Genomic DNA, 24,713 nt, shown 5'->3' on the forward strand with positions numbered 1-24,713 from the left:
TCACGATCTATTTGGATGATCGCAAAATCAAGGACGTCTCAAGAGGCATGCAATGAGCATCTGCCGTGCAGGGATTGCGCTGGTCGTAGGACTATTCTTTTGTGGCTTGGCAAGCGCTCAATCCAATGTCAAAGCGCCTTGGGAGGAGTACGACAAGCTAATTCACAACCGACAGGCATTGACGGCGCTGGGCCAACGCTATTTGGTGACCAGGTTGATCTTTACAGCGGCACGTTGAGTTTTTCGAATGTCGATGTGGATGTGCCAGGCAACTCGCTGGCGATCAGCATAGGCCGCAGCCTGACGGTTACCAACCGGCAGGGATATAGTCTCACCGATCTCTCCTTCGCCGATTGGGACCTGGAAGTGCCACGCCTATCCGGCGTGTTTGCCAGTACAACGGGTTGGGCGAGCGCCTGCACACACAATGGGAATGGTCAGCCACCCACTGCTCCGTCGGCAAGAGGGGCAATGTTCCTGGCCAGCGAGTATTGGCATGGCAATCAGCTCATCATCCCTGGCCGCGGGCGCCAAGACATGCTTGTTGCCAACAACGCCAGTCTGCCCAAGCCGACGAGCGGCGGTCCTTACACCTGGGTCACTCCCGATTTCACATATTTTTCCTGCATTCCCAAGCAAAAAAACGCATCTGGCGAAGGATTCCTGGCGATCAGTCCGGACGGTGTGAAGTATTGGTTCGACTGGCAGGCGCAATACATGGAGCCTACGCTCCAGCGTCCCACAAGCGGTGGCACCAGCGATCTGGGTCGGCGCCAGGCCGTTCTCTACGCAACGCGTGTCGAAGACCGTTTCGGAAATTGGATCACTTACAGCTACAGCAATGCTGCGAATGCACCCGCGCGGCTCAATTCCATTTCCAGTAGCGATGGCCGATCCGTTGCGCTGACCTACAATCAGCGTGGACATATCTCCCGTATCACCAGCGGGACGCAGACATGGATCTACAACTACACCTATCCCTCAACCCAACTTGGCTATCTGACCGCAATCGATCTGCCCGATGGCAGTCGCTGGTCGTTTGATCTAGCTGCATTGGGAGCGGCTGCAATCGTCTACGAGCAAGCGGTGTCGCCAGAAGATATTGTCCGTACGTGCGGTTACCCTGGTTTCATCGTCAGTCCCCCGGATGCAAGGGGATCGATTACCCATCCCTCCGGCGCAGTGGGCGAGTTCACGGTCTCTGTGATCGGTCGGGGGCGTTCGAATGTTCCGCGTGTCTGCAACAACTACACCACCCCGAACAATAATCCCAACGACGACGTTGCGCGCTACGCGATGACCTATGACAGTTTCGCGCTTACCCGAAAGCGCCTGTCCGGCCCTGGTATCGATCCGGCGGAATGGAATTATGCCTATGGCGGTGTTGCCTCGTTTGCCCCAGGCACTGGTCCCACCTGTACCAGTGGCGATTGTGCGGCGGTGGTGTGCAAGTCCGAGAGTTGTTCCGGCACCCAGGTGACCGAAGTCACTGAGCCCGAGGGTATCTGGGTTCGCTACACCTTCGGCAATAGCTACCGCTACAACGAAGGAAAACTTCTCAACGTGGAGCGCGGCTCGGGTCCCGCTGCCATCCAGCAGGTCGAGACCACCAATTACCTCTGGCCGTTCGACGGCCAGCCATTCGCTGCCAAAATCGGCAGCACACAGCAGGACCGGGGCGACGGCTTTTCCTCCGAGTACCTGCGACCCGAAAGTGCAACGAGCGTTTCCCTGGATGGCGTCGTCTTCAATCGCAGGGTGGATGCGTTCGATGCGATGGCGCGCCCGCTGACGACGACCAAATGGAGCAGCCTGGGATTCAGTCGCCAGGACACGGTGACCTATCATGACCAGCCGGCGCTTTGGGTGATGGGGCAATCGCTGCGCCAGCTCAACCACACCACCGGAAGGGTCGTCAGCAATACGGACTACGACTCCGCCACCGCGCTCCCGTTGCGACACTATGCCTTCGGCAAGCTGCAGCAGACACTTGCTTACCATGCCAACGGCATGGTCGCGAGCGTAGCCGACGGTGCAGGTAACACCACGGCGATTCCATCGTGGAAACGCGGTATTCCCGAATCCATTCGCTACGCCGACGGTGCTGTCGAGTCTGCGGTGGTCGACGACATGGGCTGGATCAACGCCACCACCGATGAAAATGGCTATTCGGGCTCATACAGCTACGACGCGATGGGGCGGCTGGCGCGTCTAGGCTATCCCGCTGGGGACAGCATCGCCTGGAATCCAGTGATCTCTGACTTTCGGATTGTCGCCAGCGCCGAGGTTGGCCTTCCTGCCGGACACTGGCGTGTCATCACGACCGAGGGAAACAAGCGGGTCACCAGTCATCTCGATGCGCTTTGGCGTCCGGTACTGGAAGAAACAGTCGACCAGGCCGATCCGGGCGGGACGGCGGTGCAGGTCATCAAGCGTTACGACCGGGCAGGGCGCCTGGCGTTCCAGTCCTATCCGCAACGCGGCATCTCTGCGTACACCCAGTCCGTCCCAGGAACGCGAACCCAGTACGACGCATTGGGGCGGGCGATCCGTGTGGAGTACGACGCCGAGGGCGGCGTGCTGGCAAGTACCACCGCGTACCTGGCGGGGTTTCAGCGCAGAACCACCAATCCCCGCGGCAACGCGACGACCGAGCGCTTCCAGGTCTTCGATCAGCCCAACTACGCAGCGCCTGTAGGGATCGACGAACCGGAAGGCGTTTCGACCACGATCAGCCGCGACGTCTTCGGTAAGCCGTTGGAGTTGGTGCGCTCCGGGCCTGGCCGTTAGTCGGGCTGCAATCGAATGAATCAGGATGCCGTTAGGCCTGGATGGGCGTAGCGGCACGCGTTGGCCAAACCTTGAAGGCGAGCCGAATGTTGCGTTTTCTCCTTATCGTATGCGGCTGGATGCTGCTGTCCTCGGCCGTGTATGCGCAAAAAGCAAATCCCTACGTCTGGGTGCAACTGAATGCTCCGGCATCAGGCATGACGCTGACGGCGCCAGCAAATATTGTGGTCAGTGCCTCTGGCGGTACCATCGACGACGGCGTCAGCGTCTCCAGCATCACGCTGTACCAGAACGGCGCCGTCATTGCGCGCGTCAACAACCAGGAGAGTATTTCCTTTGCCGTCAATGGAGTGCAGGCGGGTACGCATCAGTTCTCCGCACGCGCCACCAGCAATCTTGGGGGAACCGCAACAACGTCAACGACTACAGTCACGGTCGTGGCTGCGGGAGAGAAACCACCGAGCATCGCCTTGAATGCCGCGACCGGCGCACCGTTTTTCGCCCCGGCCACAGTCGGTCTTTCCGCCAACGCCTCCGATAGCGATGGCAACGTCACCCAGGTCGACTACTTCGCCAATGGCGCTGCGATCGGAAGCAGTGGTGCTGCGCCTTATGCGATTGCATGGACAGGGGCGCCGGCGGGAAACCACAGCATCACCGCGCGTGCGACCGACAACAACGGCAAGCAGACCACCTCCGCGCCATTGACGGTCAACGTCGAGCAATCTGTCGTCACCGGCAATATCGATGGGGTGGGGGCAGGTCAAGGCAATACCTACACCATCATGGGCTGGGCGTGCTCGACCGGACGCAACGCCTCGATCGATGTGCATGCCTACCTCGGCGGTCCGGCGGGCAGCGGTACTTTCTTTGCAGCTGTGTCTGCTAACCAAGCGAGTGAAGCCGGAGTCGCCAGCGCATGCCGCGCACAAGGTGGCGCGTACCGTTTTTCGATTCTGCTGGATGCGGCAGCACGCCAGCGCTACGCGAACCAATTGATCTACATCCACGGAATTTCGCCGGTCGGTGCGGCAAGCAATCTGGTCGCCAACTCCGGCACGTTCCGCGTTCCGCCGCCGGTGTCGATCGCGCGTCGCTACGTGTATGACGAATACCAGCGGCTGTGCAAGACTATCGAGCCCGAGACAGGCGCCACGGTGGTCGACTACGACGCTGCCGGCAACATCGGCTGGACTGCCAGCGGGCTGTCGCTGCCGGATACGCAGGCCTGCAACCGCGAAGAGGCCTTGGCTTCCGGGCGCGTGGTGCTGCGCACCTACGATGCGCGCAACCGCTTGTCCTGGCTGTCCTTTCCCGACAAGAACGGCGATCAGCGCTGGACCTACACGCCAGACGGCCTGCCCGCCAGGATCGAGACCACCACCACCGACGGTGGCGGCAAGACGGTGGTCAATACTTACCAGTACAACCGTCGCAGGCTGGTGACCGGCGAAGCGACGGCGGGCTGGGCGGACTGGAGCGTGGGCTACAGCTACGACGCCAACGGGGCCTTGGCCAGCCAGGTGTACCCAAGTGGGTTATCGGTGGATTACGCCCCGAATGCACTCGGGCAGCCGACCAGAGCCGGCAGCTATGCCAGCGGAATTGGCTATCACCCCAATGGGGCGATAGCGCGGTTCACCTACGGCAACGGGGTCGTCCACAGCATGGCCATGAACGCGCGGCAGCTGCCGGCGATGGTGTCGGACTCGGGCGCGCAGCAGTATCAGTACCAGTACGATCCCAACGGCAATGTCAGCGCCATCCTGGACCAGACCCGTGGCGATGGGTATAGCCGCACCATGGAGTACGACGCACGCGACCGTCTACGGGTGGCGGCATCGGCCAGTTTCGGCGTCACCGGCGCGCATCGCTATACCTACGACGCGCAGGACAATCTGCGCACGCACGCCACCGGGGATACCAGCTACGAGTACTACTACGACGGCGCCAACCGCCTGACCAACCTGATGAACGTCGCCACCGGCGCCAGCGTGGTGGGGCTGAGCTACGACGTGCAGGGCAACCTGTCCAACAAGAACGGTCAGGCCTACACGTTCTCGCAGGGCAACCGGCTGCGTTCGGTGGCGAACAAGGAGTGGTACGCCTACGACGGCTACGGCAGGCGCGTGATCGCCTGCGGCAGCGCGGCCTGCAACTACCAGCTGTACAGCCAGCTGGGCCAGCTGCTCTACACGCAAGACGCCAGAAAAGGCATCAACACCGACTACATCTACCTGGCCGGCAGCGTGGTGGCCCTGCGCGCACGCCCGGCCGCAGGCGGCGCCGAGAGCGTGACCTACCAGCACACCGATGCGCTGGGCAGCCCGGTGGCAACAACCAACGCGGCAGGCCAAGTCGTCGAGCGCACCCAGTACGAACCCTACGGTGCGGCGATCGGCAAGACGGTCGATGGTGTGGGTTACACCGGCCATGCCATGGATGGGGGGACCGGGCTGATTTATATGCAGCAGCGGTATTATGATCCGGTGATCGGGCGGTTTCTCAGCTCTGATTCGGTCCCAGTTAACCTATCATCAGGTAAAAATTTCAATCGATATGCGTATGTAGAAAACAACCCAATAAAAAGCATCGATCCTGATGGTAGGTATCTATGCAACGCTGGGAAAGAAGCTTGTTCAGCTGTATCCAAGGCTATGGAAAAGCTCTCTAGATCTGGAAATAAGCAGATCGGATCTAATGTTAGATATGGGCGATCTGATTCTATCTCCAAGTTCTACGGGAAAGAGGGGGTCGATAACGGCGTGGTAGTGCAGAATGGAGCGCTGGGGAGTGCGGGTAATGCGTTAACTGCGAATGGAAAAACGACCATTTCGGTTAATTTTTCTGGGCTCAAGTCTGCTTCAAAGAACTTTATAGGATTTTCTTATCAAGACTTGGTTGATTCGACAATAATTCATGAGGGTTCCCATGGATATGATCAACGGATGCGAGAAAACAATGGATTTAAAGCAATGACTCGCAGTCGTCATGAATTCCTTCAGGGGGAGCGCCGTGCATACAGGGCAGAAGCTGCATTTTATAATTATTTAAGTGCTAATTCCCCTTGGGGCCTGTGGACGATAAATGGCGGGACCAATAATTCTGAAATTGAAAATCAGGTATTGCAATCAGTAAATATAACCTGTGCGTCGGGGAGATGTGTGCCGTGAATTTTAATAATATCAAAGTAAATTTTATTGTAGCCATCATTCTGATTTCTGGCTGCGATAATCTAGGGCGAAGTAGTAAGGTGGCCGATGTGAAAAAAAATCAAGATCGCAGTATGGGAAGGCAGATTTTTTTTGATTCTTGTATTAAAAATGATAGGCATGGTACTTCACTCTATGATTGTGCTGATCCGGCAGAGTTGCTTTCCGTCGAAATTTCAGAAAAAGTCCAAAAATCAAAAAAAGGAAAAGCTTTGATCGAGTCAGGATACAGGCAGTGGACTCCGGAAAACAATGTCGAGATAAGGGTTAAGGTTTCCGGGGGGGTGGTTGATCGTCGAAGCCAAGGTGGAGGTATTGTTTTTATAATAAATAATATCGAAAGTTTTGATGTGGCAAGAGGAAGTGGTATTTGAGTAATAGGGCGGCCTTCGCAAACTTGTGAGGAATGGCAAGTCTGGACGACTCTGCATTGCCAGCGGCCCGTCGCTACCGGACGCGCACAGTTGCAACCGGGAAGACGCATTGGCCCCCGGGCGCGTGGTGCTACGCAACTACGATGTGCGAAATCGATTGTCCTGACTGTCCTTCCCCGACAAGAACGGCGATCAGCGCTGGACCTACACGCCCGACGGCCTGCCTGCCAGGATCGAGACCACCACTCCTTTGGCGTCACCGGCGCGCATCGCTATACCTACGACGCGCAGGACAATCTGCGCACGCACGTCACCGGGGATACCAGCTACGAGTACTACTACGACGGCGCCAACCGCCTGACCAACCTGATGAACGTCGCCACCGGCGCCAGCGTGGTGGGGCTGAGCTACGACGTGCAGGGCAACCTGTCCAACAAGAACGGCCAGGCCTACACCTTCTCGCAGGGCAACCGGCTGCGTTCGGTGGCGAACAAGGAGTGGTACGCCTACGACGGCTACGGCAGGCGCGTGATCGCCTGCGGCAGCGCGGCCTGCAACTACCAGCTGTACAGCCAGCTGGGCCAGCTGCTCTACACGCAAGACGCCAGAAAAGGCATCAACACCGACTACATCTACCTGGCCGGCAGCGTGGTGGCCCTGCGCGCACGCCCGGCCGCAGGCGGCGCCGAGAGCGTGACCTACCAGCACACCGATGCGCTGGGTAGCCCGGTGGCCACGACCAACGCCGCGGGCCAAGTCGTCGAACGCACCCAGTACGAGCCCTACGGCGCGGCGATCGGCAAGACGGTCGATGGTGTGGGTTACACCGGCCATGCCATGGATGGGGGACCGGGCTGATTTATATGCAGCAGCGGTATTATGATCCGGTGGTCGGGCGGTTCTTGAGCGTGGACCCGGTGACAGCGAACAACGGCACCGGAGCGAATTTCAATCGATATTGGTACGCAAACACGAACCCGTACCGTTTCAAAGACCCCGATGGTCGGAAGTGCGCAACAGCGGACGGGAAGGACAGTTGTACGTTTGATGAATTTAGAGGCAGGAAGGGGAAAGAGGTCACCAGAGAAGCGGCATTGGGGGGGAAGGTATCCCAAGTCTTTGGCCGGGGAGGTCGAATCCTCCGTGCCGAAGCTGCTATGACGACGAAGTATTCCGCTGCGAAAGCGATAGCTGCCAAGGGTGGCGACGTCACGATCAAAGGAAACGAAGGGCTTGGCATACCTGATCAGAAAGTAGGTGGCGCGGCTCTCGTTGGTCGTATGCAATCGATCAAGGTGATCGCTTCCGAAAGTGCGTCCCCTGATTCCAAGCCAGGCTATACGGTGGTTGGCGGAGTGCCTGCGACCGCTGATGGTTCCCCTTCTAATGGTCCGATGAGATTCTGGAGCGACGGTAGTGGGACCGATGTAGGCCAGACGTTCGGGCATGAAATCCTTCATACGATCTACTCGGGCGCTTCTTTACCAAATCGCGGATGGGCTAATCCAAATTTCCAACTACAGCACCAAGCACCTTTTGACCAGGCATCCAATGACATCAAATAGTGATCAGCGCCGGGGCTCACAGGCATTCCGAGGGACTTCCTTCGCCGCGCTCTGTTTTGCGGTGGTTAGCTGCGCGTCTGCTCCCGCCGGATTGAAGTCTGAGCCCGGAGGAGTTGCTGCTCGCCTAGGGTTCGCAGGCTGTACCATCTCGGTACCTCTAAGCCGGGCTGAAGTGGTTGAAAACTCGAAGCTGAGTGGCAATCCCAATCCCGAAGAAAACAATGAATGGATGGCAATGGCCGTCGCAATCCGGCCTGGCGATCAAATTCGCTTGGTCAATTGCCTGGGATCAAACAAGGTGGGCGATCAATACTATTACGGCTTATTCCGCGGCGGCACCGTCATTGCTAGATTTCATCCCATGATTTTCGACTAAACAAACCCGGCTAACTGATGTCCGGTCATTACCTAGTCGAGCACTTGGGTGATGGCGCGTTGTCTGCCGAGCGGTAGCGCTTCGATTCGTTCAAGCTGCTTGCGCAGCTTCTTCTGTGGGCCGCGCTTCTTCGGTGCGGCCGCTATCGGCAGCACCGAGACCGGGAGACGCCGCCGGCCCTTTCGAACGAGTCATCGCTGATCTACACGCAAGACGCTAGGAAAGGCATTAACACCGACTACATCTACATAGCCGGCAACGTGGTGGCCCTGCGCACCCGCCCGGCCGCGGGCGGCGCCGAGACCGTGACCTACCAGCACACCGATGCGCTGGGCAGCCCGGTGGCAACGACCAACGCTGCAGGCCAGGTCGTCGAGCGCACCCAGTACGAGCACTACGGCGCGGCGATCGCCAAGACGGTCGATGGCGTGGGCTATACCGGCCATTGTCGACTCCCCGTAAAATTGATCCATCCATAGTTGGAGGTCTCCGGGCACACTAACCACCAAGGAGACCAACGATGCGCAAGAGCAAGTTCACCGAGAGCCAGATTGTCGCCACGCTGAAGCAGGTGGAGGGCGGCCGCCAGGTCAAGGATGTGTGCCGTGAGCTGGGTATTTCCGACGCGACGTACTACCTCTGGAAGTCCAAGTACGGTGGGATGGAGGCAGCTGATGTGCAGCGCCTTCGCGACCTGGAGAGCGAGCACAGCAAGCTCAAACGCATGTACGCCGAGCTCGCGATGGAAAACCATGCATTGAAGGATGTCATCGCAAAAAAGCTGTAGACCCGGCGCACAAACGCCCGCTTCTTGCCTGGCTCGTTGAGCAGCATGGCTGGAGCGAGCGCCGGGCCTGTGCGGTCGTTGGCGTGGCTCGCTCCACAGCGCGCTATCGGCGCCGTCCCGATCGCGACGAGGAGGTCATTGCGCTGCTGTCCGAATTGGCCGAGCGCTTTCCCGAGCGTGGTTTTGGAAAGCTCTTTCAGATCATCCGCCGTCGCGGACATGTGTGGAATCATAAAAGGGTCTGGCGCGTGTATTGCCTGGTGAAGCTCAATCAGCGTCGTCGCAGCAGGCGCCGGGTCCCCACGCGCCATCTACAACCATTGGCATGTGGAGCACGCCCCAATGCCGGATGGTCGATCGACTTCATGTCCGATGCGCTGTGGGATGGTCGACGCTTCCGCACGTTCAATGTCATCGACGATTTCAGTCGGGAAGCCTTGGCAATCGAAGTGGACTTGAATCTTCCGGCCGCCTGCGTCATCCGCACGTTGGAACGCATCGCAACCTGGCGCGGCTATCTCGCTAAGCTTTGCCTGGACAACGGACCGGAATTTGTCGCGTTGGCCTTGGCCGAGTGGGCCGAGCGCAAAGGCATCGCATTGGATTTCATCGAGCCGGGGCGGCCGATGCAAAACGGTTTCATCGAACGCTTCAACGGCAGCTACCGGCGCGGCGTGCTGGACATGCACATCTTCCGCACGCTGAGCGAGGTCCGCGAACAGACCGAACACTGGCTGGCCGACTACAACCAACAGATCCCGCACGACAGCCTGGGCGGGCTAACGCCCGCCGAGTTCAGTGATCAACATCAACCGCAGACCTCTAGTTTTGGCTGGCATTGAATTACGGGGAGTCGACAAGTCGTCCAAGAGGATTTTTCGCGGAACTCATCGCTACCGCTACTCGGCGCTGATCACCCGATTCTTCCCCGCGGCCTTGGCGTCGTACATGGCGCGATCGGCGCGGCGGACCAGCTCGTCCTGGGTTTCGTCGGGGCGTCGCAGCGCGACGCCGGCACTGAAACTGATGAAGATCCGCACGTCCTCGTGCAGCAGGGAGCGCTGCGCCAGGGCGCGCTGCAGGCGGATGACCGCCGCGCTGGCCTCGAAAATGGTCGAGTCCGGCAGCAGCAGCACGAACTCTTCGCCGCCGAAGCGGGCGATGGCATCGGTCGTGCGCAACACCGCCTTGGCCACATCGACGGTGTGGCGCAGCGCGGCGTCGCCGCCGGCGTGGCCGTGCGCTTCGTTGAGGCGGCGGAAATCGTCCAGGTCCAGCATCGCCACGCAGAGCGGCTGGCCGCTGCGTTGGGTGCGGACCGCTTCGCGCTGGAACAGTTCTTCGAAGCCGCGCCGGTTGAGCGCGCCGGTCAGCTGGTCTTCGCGCACCAGTCCGGCCACTGCGTTAAGTTCCTGTTCGAGCGAGGCGATGCGTTGTTCGGCATCTTCGACCTGACGGCGTGCAGCCAGCAACTCGTCGCGCGCGGCCAGCGCCTGCGCCTGCACACCGGCGGTGTCCTGCAGCACGTCCTGCAGCAGGCGATTCAGATCGGGAATGCTGCGAGCGTCGCCGATCGCCTGCGAATAGCCGGCAACGCGGTCGTGGTACTCGCCCGTGCTGGTGGCCATGCCGTCGAGCCGGTCGACGAAGGACACCATCATCTCGCGCATGGCGGTCTTGGAATCGGCGATGCCCTGCTTGAGCAGGCCCTGCTTGTAGATCACCTCGCGCAAGGTGCCGCGTGCCTGCTCGATCGATTCCACATCCAGCGGGCCGGCCAAAAGCTGCCGGACGACCGAGATCTGGCCCTGCAGCCAGCTGCGATCGTCGAGGAGTTCGCCGACGTTCTCCAGTAATAGGTCGAACAAGCCGAGCAACAGGTTCTGTTGTTCGCTGGCATCGTCGGCACGCAGGCCGATCTGATGGCTCAGCTCGCGCAGTCGCTGCTCCAGCGTGATCAGCTCATGGCCGGGGCGCCAATGGCGCAGGGCCGAGGCCAGGGTCTGGGCTTCTTCGGCCAGCTCGGGACTGCGTTGCAACAGGGTGGCCAGGGCATTGCCCAGCGCATGCCGCAGCAGGTCGCGCAGCTGTTCGGCTTCGGTGCGGCCTTCGGCCAGCGAGTCGCCGATATCGATGGTGCGGATGTACTTGTCGATCAACTGGCGCAGCGTACGGCCGTAGCCGTGCCAGTCGCCGGCCGCATAGGCCGCGCCCAGGCGCACGCCCATATCGCCGAGCTCGCCGTGCAGGCTGGCGATGCCCTCGGCGAACGCCAGCAGCAGCGCTTCTGGGTGCGCAGCATGCGAAAACAGGCGGATGAGCAGCGCGGTGGCGGCCGCCGGGTCGTGCGCGCCCGATTTGGTCTTGGCGGGAACCAACTGATGTGCCGCCAGCCCCGGCGCGGCCTGGGCGCTGCCGCGCACGCTGGGCAGCGCAGCGACCGGGCGCGCGGTGTCCGTGCCGCCCCAGGGCAACAGACGGCGCAGCCCGCCACGCGGGCGGCTTGGAAGTTCAGGCTGGTCAGCCATGCCAGGTCTCGAAAGGTCGACGCTATCGCTGGTTATCGGCGCGCATGCGGGTCGCTTGAGCGTGCCGCACCGTATGGCGCAACGCATAGCATGCATCCGTTGGCGCCGTCACGCTGCGTGGCATCCACCGAACGCTCGGATGAACAAGTTACGCAGATGACGACGAACGCTGCCGCGCTCTCCCGCATTCGGTGCATCAAGGCATCCATGCACCGATGCGGGGATGTCATCGCACTGCAATGCATCGCTTATGCCGGCAGACTTGCGCAACCGTGCGTAAAGGAATGTGGCTGTCGCAGAAAAGTCAGGACATGTTCACGCATATTTTATTTGTACGGGGTGTAGATTCATCTCCAAGGACGACGTGGAGTACGCGCGTCGCCCCCGCTCCTCATTCGTAGCAGGTCGTCTGGCCACATCGGCAGACGATGGTTTTCGCTTCGCCGTTTTCCGTCTCCACCCACTTTACGACGGACGTTTAGATGGTTGCCACGATGCCGCTTCACGCCAGTACTGCACGCCTAGATCGCAGCGCATTGATCCCCACGCTGAAGAAGAGCGGGCGGCCGCGCGACGCGCGCGGGCGGTTCATTCCCCATCACGAGCGTCTGCCCGTATCGCTGGCCGATACGCGTGGCGCCTTGTTCGTGGTCTCGGAGATGGCCGACTTCATCAAGGCGGGCGGTCTGGGCGATGTCGCGGCAGCCCTGCCGCGCGCGCTGCGCCATCGCTACGACGTGCGTGTATTGATCCCCGGCTATCGTGCCGTGCTCGAGCGCGCCGGCAAGGTGGAGATCGTGGGCCGTGTGCTGGCGCATGCCGCGCTGCCGGCCTGCGACATCGGCCGCATCGTGCAGTCGGATGGGCTGCCGATCTACATCCTGCTGTCCAAAGAACTGTTCGAACGCGATGGCTCGCCGTATGTGAGCACCAGCGGTTCGGAGTTCGAAGACAATGCGATCCGCTTCGCCACCCTGTCGCATGCCGCCGCGCAGATCGCCGCCGGCCATGCTGGCCTGGGCTGGAAGCCGCGCCTGCTGCATCTCAACGACTGGCCGTGCGCGCTGGCGGCGGCGTATGTGCGCTGGTCCGGCGGCACCACGCCATGCCTGCTCACCATCCATAACCTGGCCTACCAGGGCCTGGTGCCGTATTCGATGGCGTCCGCGCTGGGCATCCCGGCCGAGCGTGTGGCCGAACTGGAGTTCTACGGGCAGATGTCGTTCCTGCGCGGTGGCATCGTCAATGCCGACCACGTCAACACGGTCAGCGTCAGCTATGCCAAGCAGATCACCGGCCCGGCGCAGGGCTGCGGGCTGGACCGGCTGCTGGCCGGCCGCGCTGCCAAGGGCGCGCTGACCGGCATCGTCAACGGCATCGACGCCAGCTGGGACCCACGTACCGACGAATATCTTGATACGCACTTCAGCGTGAATCAGTGGCAGGGCCGTCAGGCCAACGCCGCGCAGGTGCGCAAGGCCTTCGGGCTGCGCGAGAGCACCGGTCCGCTGTTTGCGGTGGTATCGCGGCTGGTGCATCAGAAGGGCCTGGACCTGATCTGCGAGGTTGCCCCGCAGATCGTGGCGGCCGGTGGCCAGATCGCGGTGATCGGCGGCGGCGAGCCGGAGATCGAACAACAGGTGGCCGAGCTGACCCGTCGGTACCCCGGCCAGGTCGGTGCCTTCATCGGTTTTGAGGAAGGCCTGGCGCGGCGCATGTTCGCCGGTGCCGACTTCCTGCTGATGCCGTCGCGCTTCGAGCCATGCGGCCTGAGCCAGATGTATGCACAGCGCTTTGGCTGCCTGCCGATCGCGCATGCCACCGGCGGGCTGATCGACACCGTGGACGACGGCGTCACCGGCTTCCTGTTCCAGCATGCCAGTGTGGAGGCCTTGCGCCGCTGCCTGGAACGCGCGTTCCGTACCTTCCGCCTGCCCAGCCTGCTGTCTGCCATGCGCCGCGCGGCCATGCTGCGCCCCAGCGGCTGGGATGTGGCCGGCAAGAAATATCTGTCCCTTTATGAGCACACCGCCGCAACCGCACCTGCGCTTGCGGCGGTGTCATGAGCGAACGGTTGGGCGTGCAAGGGCAGGGAACGGAAGGCGAAGGTGTGATCACGGAAGAAGTCTCTGACAGCGCGCCTGCCTTGCAGGCGCTGGCCGATGCAGCGCCTACCGACGCATTCGCGGTGCTGGGCCCGCACCTGCAGGCCGATGGCCGCCGCCGCGTTCGGGTCCTGGCGCCCGGTGCCGAGGCGATGGGCCTGATCGATCCACGCGGCAAGTTGCTGGCGCGCATGCAGGTCGGCGCGGTCGGTGGCGTGTTCGAAGGCGAGCTGGCAGTCGATGGGCCATACCGGCTGCGCATCGTCTGGCCGGATCTGGTGCAGGAGATCGAAGACCCGTACGCGTTTGCCCCGACGCTGGACGAATCGTTGCTGCTGCAGATCGCCGCTGGCGACGGGCAGGCATTGCGCAACGCATTGGGCGCGCAGCATCTGCGCTGCGCCGATGTGCCGGGTGTGCGCTTTGCGGTCTGGGCGCCGCATGCGCAGCGGGTTGCAGTGGTCGGTGATTTCAATGGCTGGGACGTGCGGCGGCATCCGATGCGGCAACGCATCGGCGGCATCTGGGAATTGTTCCTGCCGCGTGTGGAAGCCGGCGCCCGCTACAAGTACGCCATCACTGCCGCCGACGGCCGTGTGCTGCTCAAGGCCGACCCGGTTGCGCGGCAGAGCGAGCTGCCGCCGGCCACCGCCTCGGTGGTGCCCGGTGGCGCCGCGTTTGCGTGGACCGATGCCGAATGGATGGCCAGGCGTTCGGTGCAGGCGCCGTCGGCGCCGCTGTCCATCTACGAAGTGCATGCCGCCTCGTGGCGTCGCGACGGGAACGACCAGCCGCTGGACTGGGCCGGCCTGGCCCGTGAGCTGATCCCGTACGTCCAGCGGCTGGGCTTCACCCATATCGAGTTGCTGCCGATCACCGAACATCCGTTCGGCGGGTCGTGGGGCTACCAGCCGCTGGGCCTGTACGCGCCCACCGCGCGCCATGGCAGCCCGGATGGCTTTGCGCAATTCGTCGATGCCTGCCATCGCGCCGGCATCGGCGTGATCCTGGACTGGGTCAGCGCGCACTTCCCGAGCGACGCACATGGCCTGGCGCAGTTCGACGGTGCCGCGCTGTACGAGCATGCCGACCCCCGCGAAGGCATGCACCGCGACTGGAATACGCTGATCTACAACTACGGCCGGCCCGAAGTGACGGCGTTCCTGCAGGGCAGCGCGCTGGAGTGGATCGACCATTACCACCTCGACGGCCTGCGCGTGGATGCGGTGGCCTCGATGCTGTATCGCGACTACGGCCGCGCCGAAGGCGAGTGGGTCCCCAACGCGCACGGCGGCCGCGAGAACCTGGAGGCCGTCGCCTTCCTGCGCCAGCTCAACAGCGAGATCGCCACGCGCTTTCCCGGTGTGCTGACCATCGCCGAAGAGTCCACCGCCTGGCCGGGCGTGACCGCGCCGATCAGCGAGGGCGGCCTGGGCTTCACCCACAAATGGAACATGGGCTGGATGCACGACACGCTGAGCTACATGCAGCGCGATCCGGCCGAGCGTGCGCAGCACCACAGCCAGCTCACCTTCGGCCTGGTGTATGCGTTCTCCGAGCGTTTTGTGTTGCCGCTCTCGCACGACGAGGTGGTGCATGGCACCGGCGGCCTGCTGGGGCAGATGCCCGGCGACGACTGGCGGCGCTTTGCCAACCTGCGCGCGTACCTGGCGCTGATGTGGGCGCATCCGGGAGACAAGCTGGTGTTCATGGGGGCCGAGTTCGGCCAGTGGGCCGACTGGAATCACGATCAGTCGCTGGACTGGCATCTGCTCGACGGCGCACCCCATCGCGGCGTGCAGCAATTGGTTGGCGATCTCAATGCCACCTTGCGCCGCGTGCCGGCGCTCTACCGAGGCACGCATCGTGCCGAGGGCTTCGACTGGAGCGTGGCTGACGACGCGCGCAACAGCGTACTGGCGTTCATCCGCCACGACCCCGAGGGCGGCGCACCCCTGCTGGCGGTGAGCAACCTCACCCCGCAACCGCACCACGACTACCGCGTTGGCGTGCCGCGTGCCGGCAGCTGGCGCGAAATCCTCAACACCGACAGTGCCCACTACGGCGGCAGCAACCTCGGCAACAGCGGTCGCCTTGCGACCGAGCCGACGGGCATGCATGGGCATGCGCAGCGTCTGCGCCTGACCCTGCCGCCGCTGGCCACGATCTACCTGCAAGCGGAGAAATAACAATGAAGCAGCGCAACGACATCATCCCGGCCTGGGGCGCCTGGCCAGCGGGTGAGGGACAGGTGCGCTTCGCGCTCTGGGCACCGGACGCAACGCGCGTGGAGGTGGTCTTCGACGACGGCACGCGCAGCGCGTTGCAGGCCGGGCAGGACGGGTTCTTCGCCGCCACCCTGGCCTGCGCGGCCACCGCGCGTTATCGCTACAGCGTGGATGGCGGCGAGCCGGTACCCGACCCGGCCTCGCGCTGGCAGCCCGATGGCGTGCACGGCCCCAGCGCGGTGCAGCCCACCGACAGCTATCGTTGGAGCAACACGCAGTGGCAGGGCCGTCCATGGGACGAGGCGGTGATCTACGAACTGCACGTGGGCACCTGCGGCGGCTATGCCGGCGTGCAGGCGCAATTGCCGCAGCTGGCGGCAATGGGCATCACCGCGATCGAACTGATGCCGTTGAGCGCGTTCCCGGGCGCGCATAACTGGGGCTACGACGGCGTGCTGCCGTATGCGCCGGCCGACGCCTATGGCACCCCGGACGAACTGAAGGCATTGATCGACGCCGCGCACGGCTACGGCCTGATGGTGTTGCTGGATGTGGTCTACAACCACTTCGGCCCGGACGGCAATTACCTGCACAGCTATGCGGCCCCGTTCTTCAACGAGGACAAGCCCACGCCCTGGGGCGCGGCGATCGATTTCCGCAAGCCGCAGGTGCAGCGTTACTTTCTCGACAATGCGCTGATGTGGCTGCACGAATACGGCTTCGACGGCCTGCGCCTGGATGCGGTGCACGCGATCACCCCGAATGCTTTCCTGGATACCCTGCGGCAGACCGTGCAGGCCAGCCTGCCGGCCGGCCGCCATGTGCATCTGGTGCTGGAAAACGAGGCCAACCAGGCCTCGCAGCTGCAGCGCGGCTACACCGCGCAGTGGGACGACGATTTCCACAACGCCCTGCATGTGCTGTTGACCGGCGAAGCCGAAGGCTATTACGCCGCCTTCGCCGACAAGCCCACCGAGCACCTGGCGCGCGTGCTCGGCGAAGGCTTCGCCTACCAGGGCGAGCCTGACCCGCGCGGGCATGTGCGTGGCGAGCCGAGCGGGGCGCTGCCGCCGCACAAGTTCGTGGTGTTTGCGCAGAACCACGACCAGATCGGCAACCGCGCGCGTGGCGAGCGGCTGACCGTGCTGGTCTCGCCGCAACGCCTGCGCGCAGCGCTGGCGTTGACCGCGTTGACGCCGATGATCCCGCTGTTCTTCATGGGCGAGCCATGGGGCGCGAAGCAGCCGTTCCTGTTCTTCACCGACTTCGGCCCGCCGCTGGACGATGCGGTGCGCGAAGGGCGCCGTCGCGAGTTTGCGCACTTCGCCGCATTCGCCGACGAAGCGCAGCGCGCCACCATTCCCGACCCCAACAGCCACGCCACCTTCGCCGCTTCGCGCTCGCCGATCGACGATGCCGCGCACGGCGACGGCGCGCAGTGGGCAGCGTGGTTCACCGCGCTGCTGGGCGTGCGTCGGCAGTGGCTGGTGCCCGGCCTTGCCGAGGCGCGCGCGATACGCGCCAGCGTGCTGGCCGAGGGCGCACTCACCGCCACCTGGGAACTGCCGGATGGCCTGTGGCATATCGCCTTCAACGTCGGCAGCGCGGCCGTTCCGCTGCCGCCACTGCGCGGGCGTGTGGCATTTGCCGAAAACCTCGATGCCTCCGCGCAGCAGTTGCCGGTCGACGGTTTCATCGCCTGGCACGAGGACCGCACATGAGCACCAACACCCTGCACACCCTGGCCGCGGCAGCCGGGGTGATGGTGGATTGGGTGGATGCCAGCGACCAGCCACGGCAGGTGTCCGAGCAGTCGGTGCAGGCAGTGCTGACCGCCCTGCAATTCCCGTCGGCCACTGCCGCACAACGCGAAGACAGCCTGCGGCGCTGCCAGGCGCAGGCAGCCGAACCGGCAGCGCTGCTCACCGTGCAGGTGGGCGAGCCGCTGCCGTTGCGCGTTGCCGCCAATGCCAGTGGCCGCTGGACCGATGACAGCGGCGCCAGCGAACCGGCGCGTGCGGATGCGCAGGGGCAGTTGCTCGCACCACAGCGCTATGGCTACTGGACGCTGCAGATCGGTGCGCTGACCCAGCAGGTAGCGGTTGCGCCGCAACGCTGCTTCAGCGTGGCCGACGCCTGCGCGCAGCCGTCGCCGCGTGCCTGGGGCATGGCGTTGCAGGTGTATTCGGCCTGCAGCCTCGATGACGGCGGTATCGGCGATGCTGCCGGCGCTGTGGAATGGCTGCGGCACGCAGCGCTGGCCGGCGCCGATGCGCTGGCGTTGAGCCCGGTGCACGCCTCGCGACCGGTCACCGGCGGTTACAGCCCGTATTCGCCCAGCGACCGACGCTTTTTCGATCCCCTGCATGCCGCCCCGGTCCGCGTGCTGGGCGAGCTGGCACTGGAGGCCATCGACGACGTGGCAGGCCTGCGCCAGCGGTTCGATACGCTGCACACCAACGCATTGATCGATTGGCCAGCCTCGGCGCAGGCCAAGTGGGAACTGTTGCGCCATCTGCATACGCGCGTGGCGCCGGACCATGCCGACCTGCTCGCCTTCCGCACGGAAGGCGGGGCGGCGCTGGACGGGTTCGCACGGTTCGCCGCCAAGGATTTCGGCGACAACGATCCGCAGCTGCATGTATTCACCCAATGGCTGGCGGCGCGCAGCTGGTCCGATGCGCAGCGCGAAGCGCACGAGCGCGGCATGAAGATCGGGTTGATCGCCGATCTGGCGGTCGGCTTCGATCCCAATGGCGCCGAAGCCGCAGCGGCTGCAGACACCGTGCTGCGTGGCCTGGTGCTGGGCGCGCCACCGGATGCCTTCAATGCCGACGGTCAGCATTGGGGCATCGGTGCGTATTCGCCCACCGCATTGCGGCGTAGCGGGTTTGCGCCGTACATCGCACTGCTGCGCGCGGTGCTGCGCGATCGCGGCGGGATCCGCATCGATCACATTCTTGGCCTGCTACGGCTTTGGGTGGTGCCCAACGGCGCCAGCTCCAACGAAGGCGCCTATCTGGCGTATCCGTTGCACGACCTGCTCAATCTGCTGGCGCTGGAATCGTGGCGTCACCGCGCCATTGTCATTGGCGAGGATCTGGGCGTGGTGCCGCCGGGCATCCGCGAAGAACTCTCGCGGCGCGGGGTGATGGGCATCGATGTGCTGATGTTCACCCGCGACGACGACGGCGCCTTCGTGTCGCCGGCGCTATGGCGGCCGGATGCGGTGGCCACCACCACAACGCACGACCTGCCCACACTGACCGGCTGGCGCGAAGGCCGCGATATCGATTGGCGACGCAGGCTGGAGCTGATCCAGCCCGCGCAGGCCAAGGACGATGCCACGGCCCGCACCCAGGACGTCGCGCGGCTGGACGCAGCGGTCGAACACACCGGACTCAGCGCGGCGGACGACCCGCTGCTGGGTGCGCTGCGCTTCACTGCCGGCAGCGTCTCGCCGCTGGCCCTGCTGCCGGTGGAAGACGCACTGGCGCTGGACGAACAACCCAATCTGCCGGGCACCGTCGAAGTCCATCCCAACTGGCGTCGACGCCTGCCCGATCCCTTGCCGCATGCGCGCCTGACTACGGCGCTGCAGGGCTTTGCCGAGGCGCGTCGCGTCGCGGCCGTTTCGGAACCACAGCCATGATCGAGCTTCGCGCCACCGCCCGCCTGCAGCTGCATGCCGGCTTCACCCTGCACGATGCGCTCGCGCAGGTGCCGTACTACGCCGGCCTTGGCATCAGCCATCTCTACCTGTCGCCGATCGGCACCGCGGTGCCGGGCTCCACGCACGGCTACGACAATATCGACCCGACCGTGGTCAATCCCGAGCTCGGCGGCGAAGACGCGCTCGTCGCCCTGTCGCAGGCCGCGCGCGAACACGGCATGGGCCTGATCGCCGACATCGTGCCCAATCACATGGCCACCCACGCGCAAAACGCCTGGTGGTGGGACGTGTTGCGCCACGGCCGCAGTGCCAGGCATGCCGACTGGTTCGACATCGATTGGCGCGCGCCTGGCCGCGATGGAAAGTTGTGGCTGGCCGTGCTGGACCGCCCGTACGCCACCGCGCTGGCCGAAGGCCTGATCACCCTGGTGATCGAAGACGACGGCAGCGCGGCACTGGCACATTACGACCAACGCTATCCGATCCGCCCGCAGACGCTGGAGATCCCGGAAGCATCTGCACGGGCGCAATGGCTGCGCGACTACAACGACGGCGCCAAGCGCGGCGATGGCCGCCTGCACAAGTTGATCGAACGCCAACCGTATCGGTTGAACTGGTGGCGCGTGGGCAACGACATGCTCAATTACCGCCGCTTCTTCGACATCACCTCGCTGGTGGCGTTGCGGGTGGAGCTGCCGGCGGTGTTCGACGCCGTGCATGCGCTGCCGCTGCGGTTGGTGGCCGAAGGGCATCTGGACGGCCTGCGCATCGATCATGTGGACGGGCTTACCGACCCCACCGGCTATGTGCGCAAGCTGCGCAGCCGGCTGGATGCGGCCGGGCGCACGCGTGGGCTCAAGCCCGGCACGCTGGGCCTGTATCTGGAAAAGATCCTGGCCCCCGGCGAGCACCTGCCGGCGGACTGGCCCTGCGATGGCACCACCGGTTACGACTTCATGGACCAGGTCGGTGGCGTGCTGCATGACGCGGCCGGTTTCAAGCCGCTGGCGCGTGCCTGGCAACGCGTGAGCGGACGTAGCGGCGACTTTGCGCAGGAAGAACGCGTGGCCCGCGACGAAATCCTGCGCGGCCCGCTGCAGACCGAATTCAATCGCGCGGTGGGCGCGTTGTCGGCATTGGCGCACCTGGACCCGCCCACGCGCGAGTTCAGCCCGCAGATGCTGGCACGCGGCCTGTGTGTGCTGCTGCGCTGGTTTCCGGTGTATCGCACCTATGCCGGCACCCAGGGCATCACCGGCAGCGAGGCGGAGCGCCTGCGCGCCACTGCCGCGCGTGCCCGCGAAGGCATGCCCGAGGCAATCGTAGCGGCTGTGGACGCCATCGAGCGCTGGTTGCTGGACGATGCCGGCGCCGACCGCGCGCAGATCGCCTTGCGCCGCATCCTGCGTCGTCGGGTGGAGCAGCTGTCCGCACCGCTCAACGCCAAGGCCGTGGAAGACACCGCGTTCTACCGGCATGGCGTGCTGTTGTCGCGCAACGAGGTCGGCAGCCACCCGACCCATTTCGCCAACGAGGCCGCCGAATTCCACGCGCAGAATCAAGAACGCGCCAGGCACTACCCGCGCGCGCTGCTGGCCACTGCCACCCACGATCACAAGCGTGGCGAGGACCTGCGCATGCGGCTGGCGGTGCTGTCCGAGCAGCCGAAGTGGTGGGCCGAGCAGAGCACCCAGTTCGACGCCCTGGCCGAGACGCTGGAGTCGCCGGCGCTGGCCGGTGGCGACCAGCAGATGCTGTGGCAGACGCTGGTAGCGGCCTGGCCCATCGGGTTGGGCGCCGACCAGGCGGAGCCGCTTGCTGTCTATGCCGAGCGCGTGGCGCAGTGGCTGCTCAAGGCGGTGCGCGAAGCCAAGTTGCATACCAGCTGGACCGACGGCTCTGCCGAGTACGAACAGGCCGTGCAGGCTACCGTGGAGCAGGTGCTGACCAGCCGCGCCGGGTTGCCGCTGCGCCGCGCGCTGCTACGTGCCAGCAACCATATCGCGGCGGCCGGTGCGCGCAATTCGCTGGTGCAGACCACCTTGCGCCTGACCGTGCCCGGCGTGCCCGACCTGTATCAGGGCACCGAGGGCTGGGACCTGTCGCTGGTGGACCCGGACAACCGCCGCCCGGTCGATTATGCGCAGCGTCAGCGCTGGCTGGAGCAGACACGCGACTTCACTACCTTGCTGCGCAGCTGGCGCGATGGCGCAGTCAAGGCGCGTCTGACCGCCGTGCTGCTGCAGCTGCGCGGCGAACATCCGGCGCTGTTTGCGAAGGGCGATTACCAACCCTTGAGCGTTGCGGCCGGCGGAGATGCGCAGGTGCTGGCATTCCGTCGTCAGTACCGCAGCCAGTCGTTGGTGGTGGCCGTCACCCGGCTGGGCGCAGGCATCCACAGCGACGGCGATCTGCCGTTGCTGGTGCCGCCGGCCAGCTGGGGTCAGGCGTCGTTGGCATTGCCGGAAGCCACATACCGTAATGTGCTCGACGGCAGCACGCTGCAGCCGCAGCGCGGCCGCGTGGCGATGTCCACGGTCTTTGCACGTGCGCCGGTGGCAGTGTTGTTGACCCCATAAACGACCCCGAGGCAAATGTACGCAATGAATGACACGGAACGGCAAGCGCGGCTTCGCCAGTTGGCACAGGAGATCTGGGAGGCCGAAGGCCGCCCGGACGGGCATGCGGACCGCCACTGGGCCATGGCCGAGCGGCTGGTGGATGCCGAAGAACGCGCGGCCGAGCAGGCCGCCGAGCACGCGGCCACGCCGATCACTGCGCGCCAGTAACACCGTCTCTGCCACCTTGCATGGGCCGTGCCGTGCGCCCATGCAGGCGTGCACAGCCCGGCGCAGCCGCACACCGCGCACTGTCTTGAGTTCACCGTTCTAAGGAGTCACCGATGGCCACTCGCAAGTTCACTCAGCGCTCGCGCATCCGCGAAGGCCGTCCCAACCCGCTCGGCGCCACCTGGGATGGTCTGGGCGTCAATTTTGCGCTGTATTCGCGCAACGCCACGCGCGTGGAATTGTGCCTGTTCGACGAGCGTGGCCGCGAGCAGGAACGCCTTGCCCTGCCCGAGTACACCGACGAGGTCTGGCACGGCTATCTGCCCGATGCGCGCCCGGGCCAGTTGTACGGCTATCGCGTGCATGGTCCATACGCGCCCGAGGCCGGGCATCGCTTCAACCACAACAAGCTGCTGCTGGACCCGTATGCCAAGCAGATCGTCGGCGAACTCAAATGGGCGCCGCACCTGTTCGGCTACACCATCGGTCATCGCGACAAGGACCTGAGCTTCGATCGCCGCGACAGTGCTGCGTTCATGCCCAAGTCCGCAGTGATCGATCCGGCCTTCACCTGGGGCCAGGACCGCCCACCGCAGACGCCGTGGAATCGCACGGTGATCTACGAGGCGCACGTGCGTGGGCTGAGCATGCTGCACCCGGCGGTGCCGCCGGAAGAACGCGGCACCTTTTCCGCATTGAAGACCGATGAACTGATCGACCATATCAGCTCGCTCGGCGTCACTGCGGTGGAACTGCTGCCCGTCCACGCATTCGTCGACGACCAGTACCTGCTGGAAAAAGGCCTGCGCAATTACTGGGGCTACAACACGCTCGGGTTCTTTGCGCCGCAGGGCCGCTACATGTCCACGCGCACCGTGGCCGAGTTCAAGCAGATGGTGGCGCGGCTGCATCACGCCGGCCTGGAAGTGCTGCTGGACGTGGTCTACAACCACACCGCCGAAGGCAACGAACTGGGGCCGACGCTGTCGTTCAAGGGCATCGACAACGCCAGCTACTACCGCCTGGCCGACGATCGCCGCTTCTACATCAACGACACCGGCACCGGGAACACCTTCGATCTGACCAACGTCGGCGCGCTGCGCATGGTGATGGATTCGTTGCGTTACTGGGTGCAGGAAATGCATGTCGATGGTTTCCGCTTCGACCTGGCTACCATCCTCGGGCGCGAGCGTTACGGCTTCGATCCCTCGGGCAGCTTTCTCGATGCGGTGCGCCAGGACCCGGTGCTGAGCCAGACCAAGCTGATTTCCGAGCCCTGGGATATCGGCCCGGGCGGCTACCAGGTCGGCAATTTTCCGCCGGGCTGGGTGGAATGGAACGACAAGTTCCGCGACAACGTGCGTGCGTTCTGGCGTGGCGATGGCGGGCAGCTCGCCGAGCTGGCCACGCGCCTGACCGGCTCGGCCGACCTGTTCAACCATAGCGGCCGCCGCCCCACTGCCTCGGTCAACTTCGTCACCGCGCACGATGGTTTCACCCTGCGCGATCTGGTCAGTTACGAGGGCAAGCACAACCTGGCCAATGGCGAGGAGGGCAGGGACGGCAGCGACCACAACATCTCGGCCAATTACGGAGTCGAGGGCGAGACCAACGACCCGGCGATCAAGCAGCTGCGTCGTCAGCAGATGCGCAACCTGCTCGCCACGTTGTTGCTGTCGCAAGGCACGCCGATGCTGCTGGCCGGTGATGAGTTCGGCCACAGCCAGAACGGCAACAACAACGCGTATTGCCAGGACAACGAGCTGACCTGGATCGACTGGACCGCAGCGACCAAGGCAGCGGCGGCCGACCAGGCCGCGTTCGTGCGTCGCTTGATCCGCATCCGTCAGCGTTATCCGTTGCTGCATCGCGCACGTTTCTTCGACGGCAAGTTCGACGAAGCACTGGGCCTGAAGGATCTCACCTGGCTGGCGCCCAACGGCACCGAGATGGACGAGGCCGGCTGGCACGACCCGGAAGCGCGCGCATTGATGCTGCGCCTGGATGGGCGCTCGCCAACCACCGGCCTGCGCGAGATTGCCGCCAACGTTACCTTGCTGATGCTGATCAATGCGGCATCCACCACTGTGTCGTTCACGCTGCCGGCCATGCACGACGAACACTGGCGCGTGCTGGTCGATACCGCACGTCATGGCGGCCGCGTGGTTGCCGGCGGCAGCGAATGGAAGGCGCCGGCGCACTCGTTGACCTTGCTCGCGGTGGAGCGCGACCGCATCGCCAGCAGTGCGCGCATCGTCTCCGAGGGCGCACGCTGATGGCAGGGGC

The 24,713-nt window shown here is 64.0% G+C and carries 15 protein-coding genes and 1 pseudogene; 15 read left to right on the plus strand and 1 reads right to left on the minus strand.

Annotated features, from left to right (window positions below):
• The first annotated feature begins 234 nt into the window (after window positions 1–234).
• From VZ068_RS02650 to VZ068_RS02685, 8 genes and pseudogenes are all read left to right on the plus strand, one after another.
• The gene (locus VZ068_RS02650) at window positions 235–2,790 is read left to right on the plus strand and encodes an RHS repeat domain-containing protein (RefSeq protein WP_349656819.1); all 2,556 of its coding nucleotides are present in this window, start codon (window positions 235–237) and stop codon (window positions 2,788–2,790) included.
• An 86-nt stretch (window positions 2,791–2,876) separates the two neighbouring features.
• On the plus strand, window positions 2,877–5,963 hold the full coding sequence (locus tag VZ068_RS02655; RefSeq protein WP_349656820.1) for an RHS repeat-associated core domain-containing protein: 3,087 nt from the start codon (window positions 2,877–2,879) through the stop codon (window positions 5,961–5,963).
• Complete coding sequence (locus tag VZ068_RS02660; RefSeq protein WP_349656821.1) at window positions 5,960–6,376, plus strand: hypothetical protein; 417 nt, start codon at window positions 5,960–5,962, stop codon at window positions 6,374–6,376. The genes VZ068_RS02655 and VZ068_RS02660 overlap by 4 nt, the downstream gene beginning before the upstream one ends.
• A gap of 369 nt (window positions 6,377–6,745) precedes the next feature.
• Complete coding sequence (locus tag VZ068_RS02665) at window positions 6,746–7,234, plus strand: hypothetical protein (RefSeq protein ID WP_349656822.1); 489 nt, start codon at window positions 6,746–6,748, stop codon at window positions 7,232–7,234.
• A 5-nt stretch (window positions 7,235–7,239) separates the two neighbouring features.
• A pseudogene (locus VZ068_RS02670) lies at window positions 7,240–7,320 on the plus strand (hypothetical protein); the annotation flags it as partial.
• Between the two features lie 213 nt (window positions 7,321–7,533).
• Window positions 7,534–7,941: a hypothetical protein gene (locus VZ068_RS02675; RefSeq protein WP_349657796.1), complete on the plus strand. Its 408-nt coding sequence runs from the start codon at window positions 7,534–7,536 to the stop codon at window positions 7,939–7,941.
• A 639-nt stretch (window positions 7,942–8,580) separates the two neighbouring features.
• Window positions 8,581–8,796: a hypothetical protein gene (locus VZ068_RS02680; RefSeq protein WP_349656823.1), complete on the plus strand. Its 216-nt coding sequence runs from the start codon at window positions 8,581–8,583 to the stop codon at window positions 8,794–8,796.
• Window positions 8,797–8,837: 41 nt separating this feature from the next.
• Window positions 8,838–9,946 (plus strand): IS3 family transposase gene (locus VZ068_RS02685; RefSeq protein WP_349656824.1). Its coding sequence is split into 2 segments (ribosomal slippage): window positions 8,838–9,099 and window positions 9,099–9,946, totalling 1,110 coding nucleotides; the frame shifts between segments, so codons are not numbered across the junction.
• Window positions 9,947–10,003: 57 nt separating this feature from the next.
• Here VZ068_RS02685 and VZ068_RS02690 read toward each other — a convergent pair.
• Window positions 10,004–11,632 carry a diguanylate cyclase gene (locus VZ068_RS02690; protein WP_349656825.1) on the minus strand — a complete coding sequence of 543 codons (1,629 nt, stop codon included), beginning with the start codon at window positions 11,630–11,632 and terminating at the stop codon, window positions 10,004–10,006.
• A 482-nt stretch (window positions 11,633–12,114) separates the two neighbouring features.
• On the opposite strand from VZ068_RS02690, the gene glgA reads away from it, so the two are divergent.
• The 7 genes from glgA (at window position 12,115) to glgX (ending at window position 24,703) form a co-directional block, all read left to right on the plus strand.
• Window positions 12,115–13,698 (plus strand): glycogen synthase GlgA, encoded by a 1,584-nt coding sequence (glgA, locus tag VZ068_RS02695; protein WP_259155877.1) that lies wholly within the window; start codon window positions 12,115–12,117, stop codon window positions 13,696–13,698.
• A complete protein-coding gene (locus tag VZ068_RS02700) occupies window positions 13,695–15,926 on the plus strand; it encodes a 1,4-alpha-glucan branching enzyme (protein WP_349656826.1) in 2,232 nt (743 codons plus the stop codon). The genes glgA and VZ068_RS02700 overlap by 4 nt, the downstream gene beginning before the upstream one ends.
• Window positions 15,927–15,928: 2 nt before the next feature.
• The gene (gene treZ, locus VZ068_RS02705) at window positions 15,929–17,686 is read left to right on the plus strand and encodes a malto-oligosyltrehalose trehalohydrolase (RefSeq protein WP_349656827.1); all 1,758 of its coding nucleotides are present in this window, start codon (window positions 15,929–15,931) and stop codon (window positions 17,684–17,686) included.
• On the plus strand, window positions 17,683–19,617 hold the full coding sequence (locus VZ068_RS02710; protein WP_349656828.1) for a 4-alpha-glucanotransferase: 1,935 nt from the start codon (window positions 17,683–17,685) through the stop codon (window positions 19,615–19,617). The genes treZ and VZ068_RS02710 overlap by 4 nt, the downstream gene beginning before the upstream one ends.
• Window positions 19,614–22,217: a malto-oligosyltrehalose synthase gene (treY, locus tag VZ068_RS02715; protein ID WP_349656829.1), complete on the plus strand. Its 2,604-nt coding sequence runs from the start codon at window positions 19,614–19,616 to the stop codon at window positions 22,215–22,217. The genes VZ068_RS02710 and treY overlap by 4 nt, the downstream gene beginning before the upstream one ends.
• A 24-nt stretch (window positions 22,218–22,241) precedes the next feature.
• A complete protein-coding gene (locus VZ068_RS02720) occupies window positions 22,242–22,427 on the plus strand; it encodes a DUF2934 domain-containing protein (RefSeq protein WP_039424237.1) in 186 nt (61 codons plus the stop codon).
• Between the two features lie 113 nt (window positions 22,428–22,540).
• On the plus strand, window positions 22,541–24,703 hold the full coding sequence (gene glgX, locus VZ068_RS02725) for a glycogen debranching protein GlgX (RefSeq protein WP_259155870.1): 2,163 nt from the start codon (window positions 22,541–22,543) through the stop codon (window positions 24,701–24,703).
• The last annotated feature ends 10 nt before the right edge of the window (window positions 24,704–24,713 follow it).

The sequence above is a fragment of the Xanthomonas sp. 10-10 genome (assembly GCF_040182365.1).
GTDB classification, from domain to species: domain Bacteria; phylum Pseudomonadota; class Gammaproteobacteria; order Xanthomonadales; family Xanthomonadaceae; genus Xanthomonas; species Xanthomonas arboricola_F.

Bases quoted from the DNA above. Each gene is read 5' to 3' on its own strand.
- VZ068_RS02675 (WP_349657796.1), top strand. From the start codon at position 7,534: ATGACGACGAAGTATTCCGCTGCGAAAGCGATAGCTGCCAAGGGTGGC.
- VZ068_RS02710 (WP_349656828.1), top strand. From the start codon at position 17,683: ATGAGCACCAACACCCTGCACACCCTGGCCGCGGCAGCCGGGGTGATG.
- VZ068_RS02655 (WP_349656820.1), top strand. From the start codon at position 2,877: ATGTTGCGTTTTCTCCTTATCGTATGCGGCTGGATGCTGCTGTCCTCG.
- glgX (WP_259155870.1), top strand. From the start codon at position 22,541: ATGGCCACTCGCAAGTTCACTCAGCGCTCGCGCATCCGCGAAGGCCGT.
- VZ068_RS02720 (WP_039424237.1), top strand. From the start codon at position 22,242: ATGAATGACACGGAACGGCAAGCGCGGCTTCGCCAGTTGGCACAGGAG.
- VZ068_RS02665 (WP_349656822.1), top strand. From the start codon at position 6,746: ATGAACGTCGCCACCGGCGCCAGCGTGGTGGGGCTGAGCTACGACGTG.
- treZ (WP_349656827.1), top strand. From the start codon at position 15,929: ATGAAGCAGCGCAACGACATCATCCCGGCCTGGGGCGCCTGGCCAGCG.
- treY (WP_349656829.1), top strand. From the start codon at position 19,614: ATGATCGAGCTTCGCGCCACCGCCCGCCTGCAGCTGCATGCCGGCTTC.
- VZ068_RS02690 (WP_349656825.1), bottom strand. From the start codon at position 11,632: ATGGCTGACCAGCCTGAACTTCCAAGCCGCCCGCGTGGCGGGCTGCGC.
- glgA (WP_259155877.1), top strand. From the start codon at position 12,115: ATGGTTGCCACGATGCCGCTTCACGCCAGTACTGCACGCCTAGATCGC.
- VZ068_RS02700 (WP_349656826.1), top strand. From the start codon at position 13,695: ATGAGCGAACGGTTGGGCGTGCAAGGGCAGGGAACGGAAGGCGAAGGT.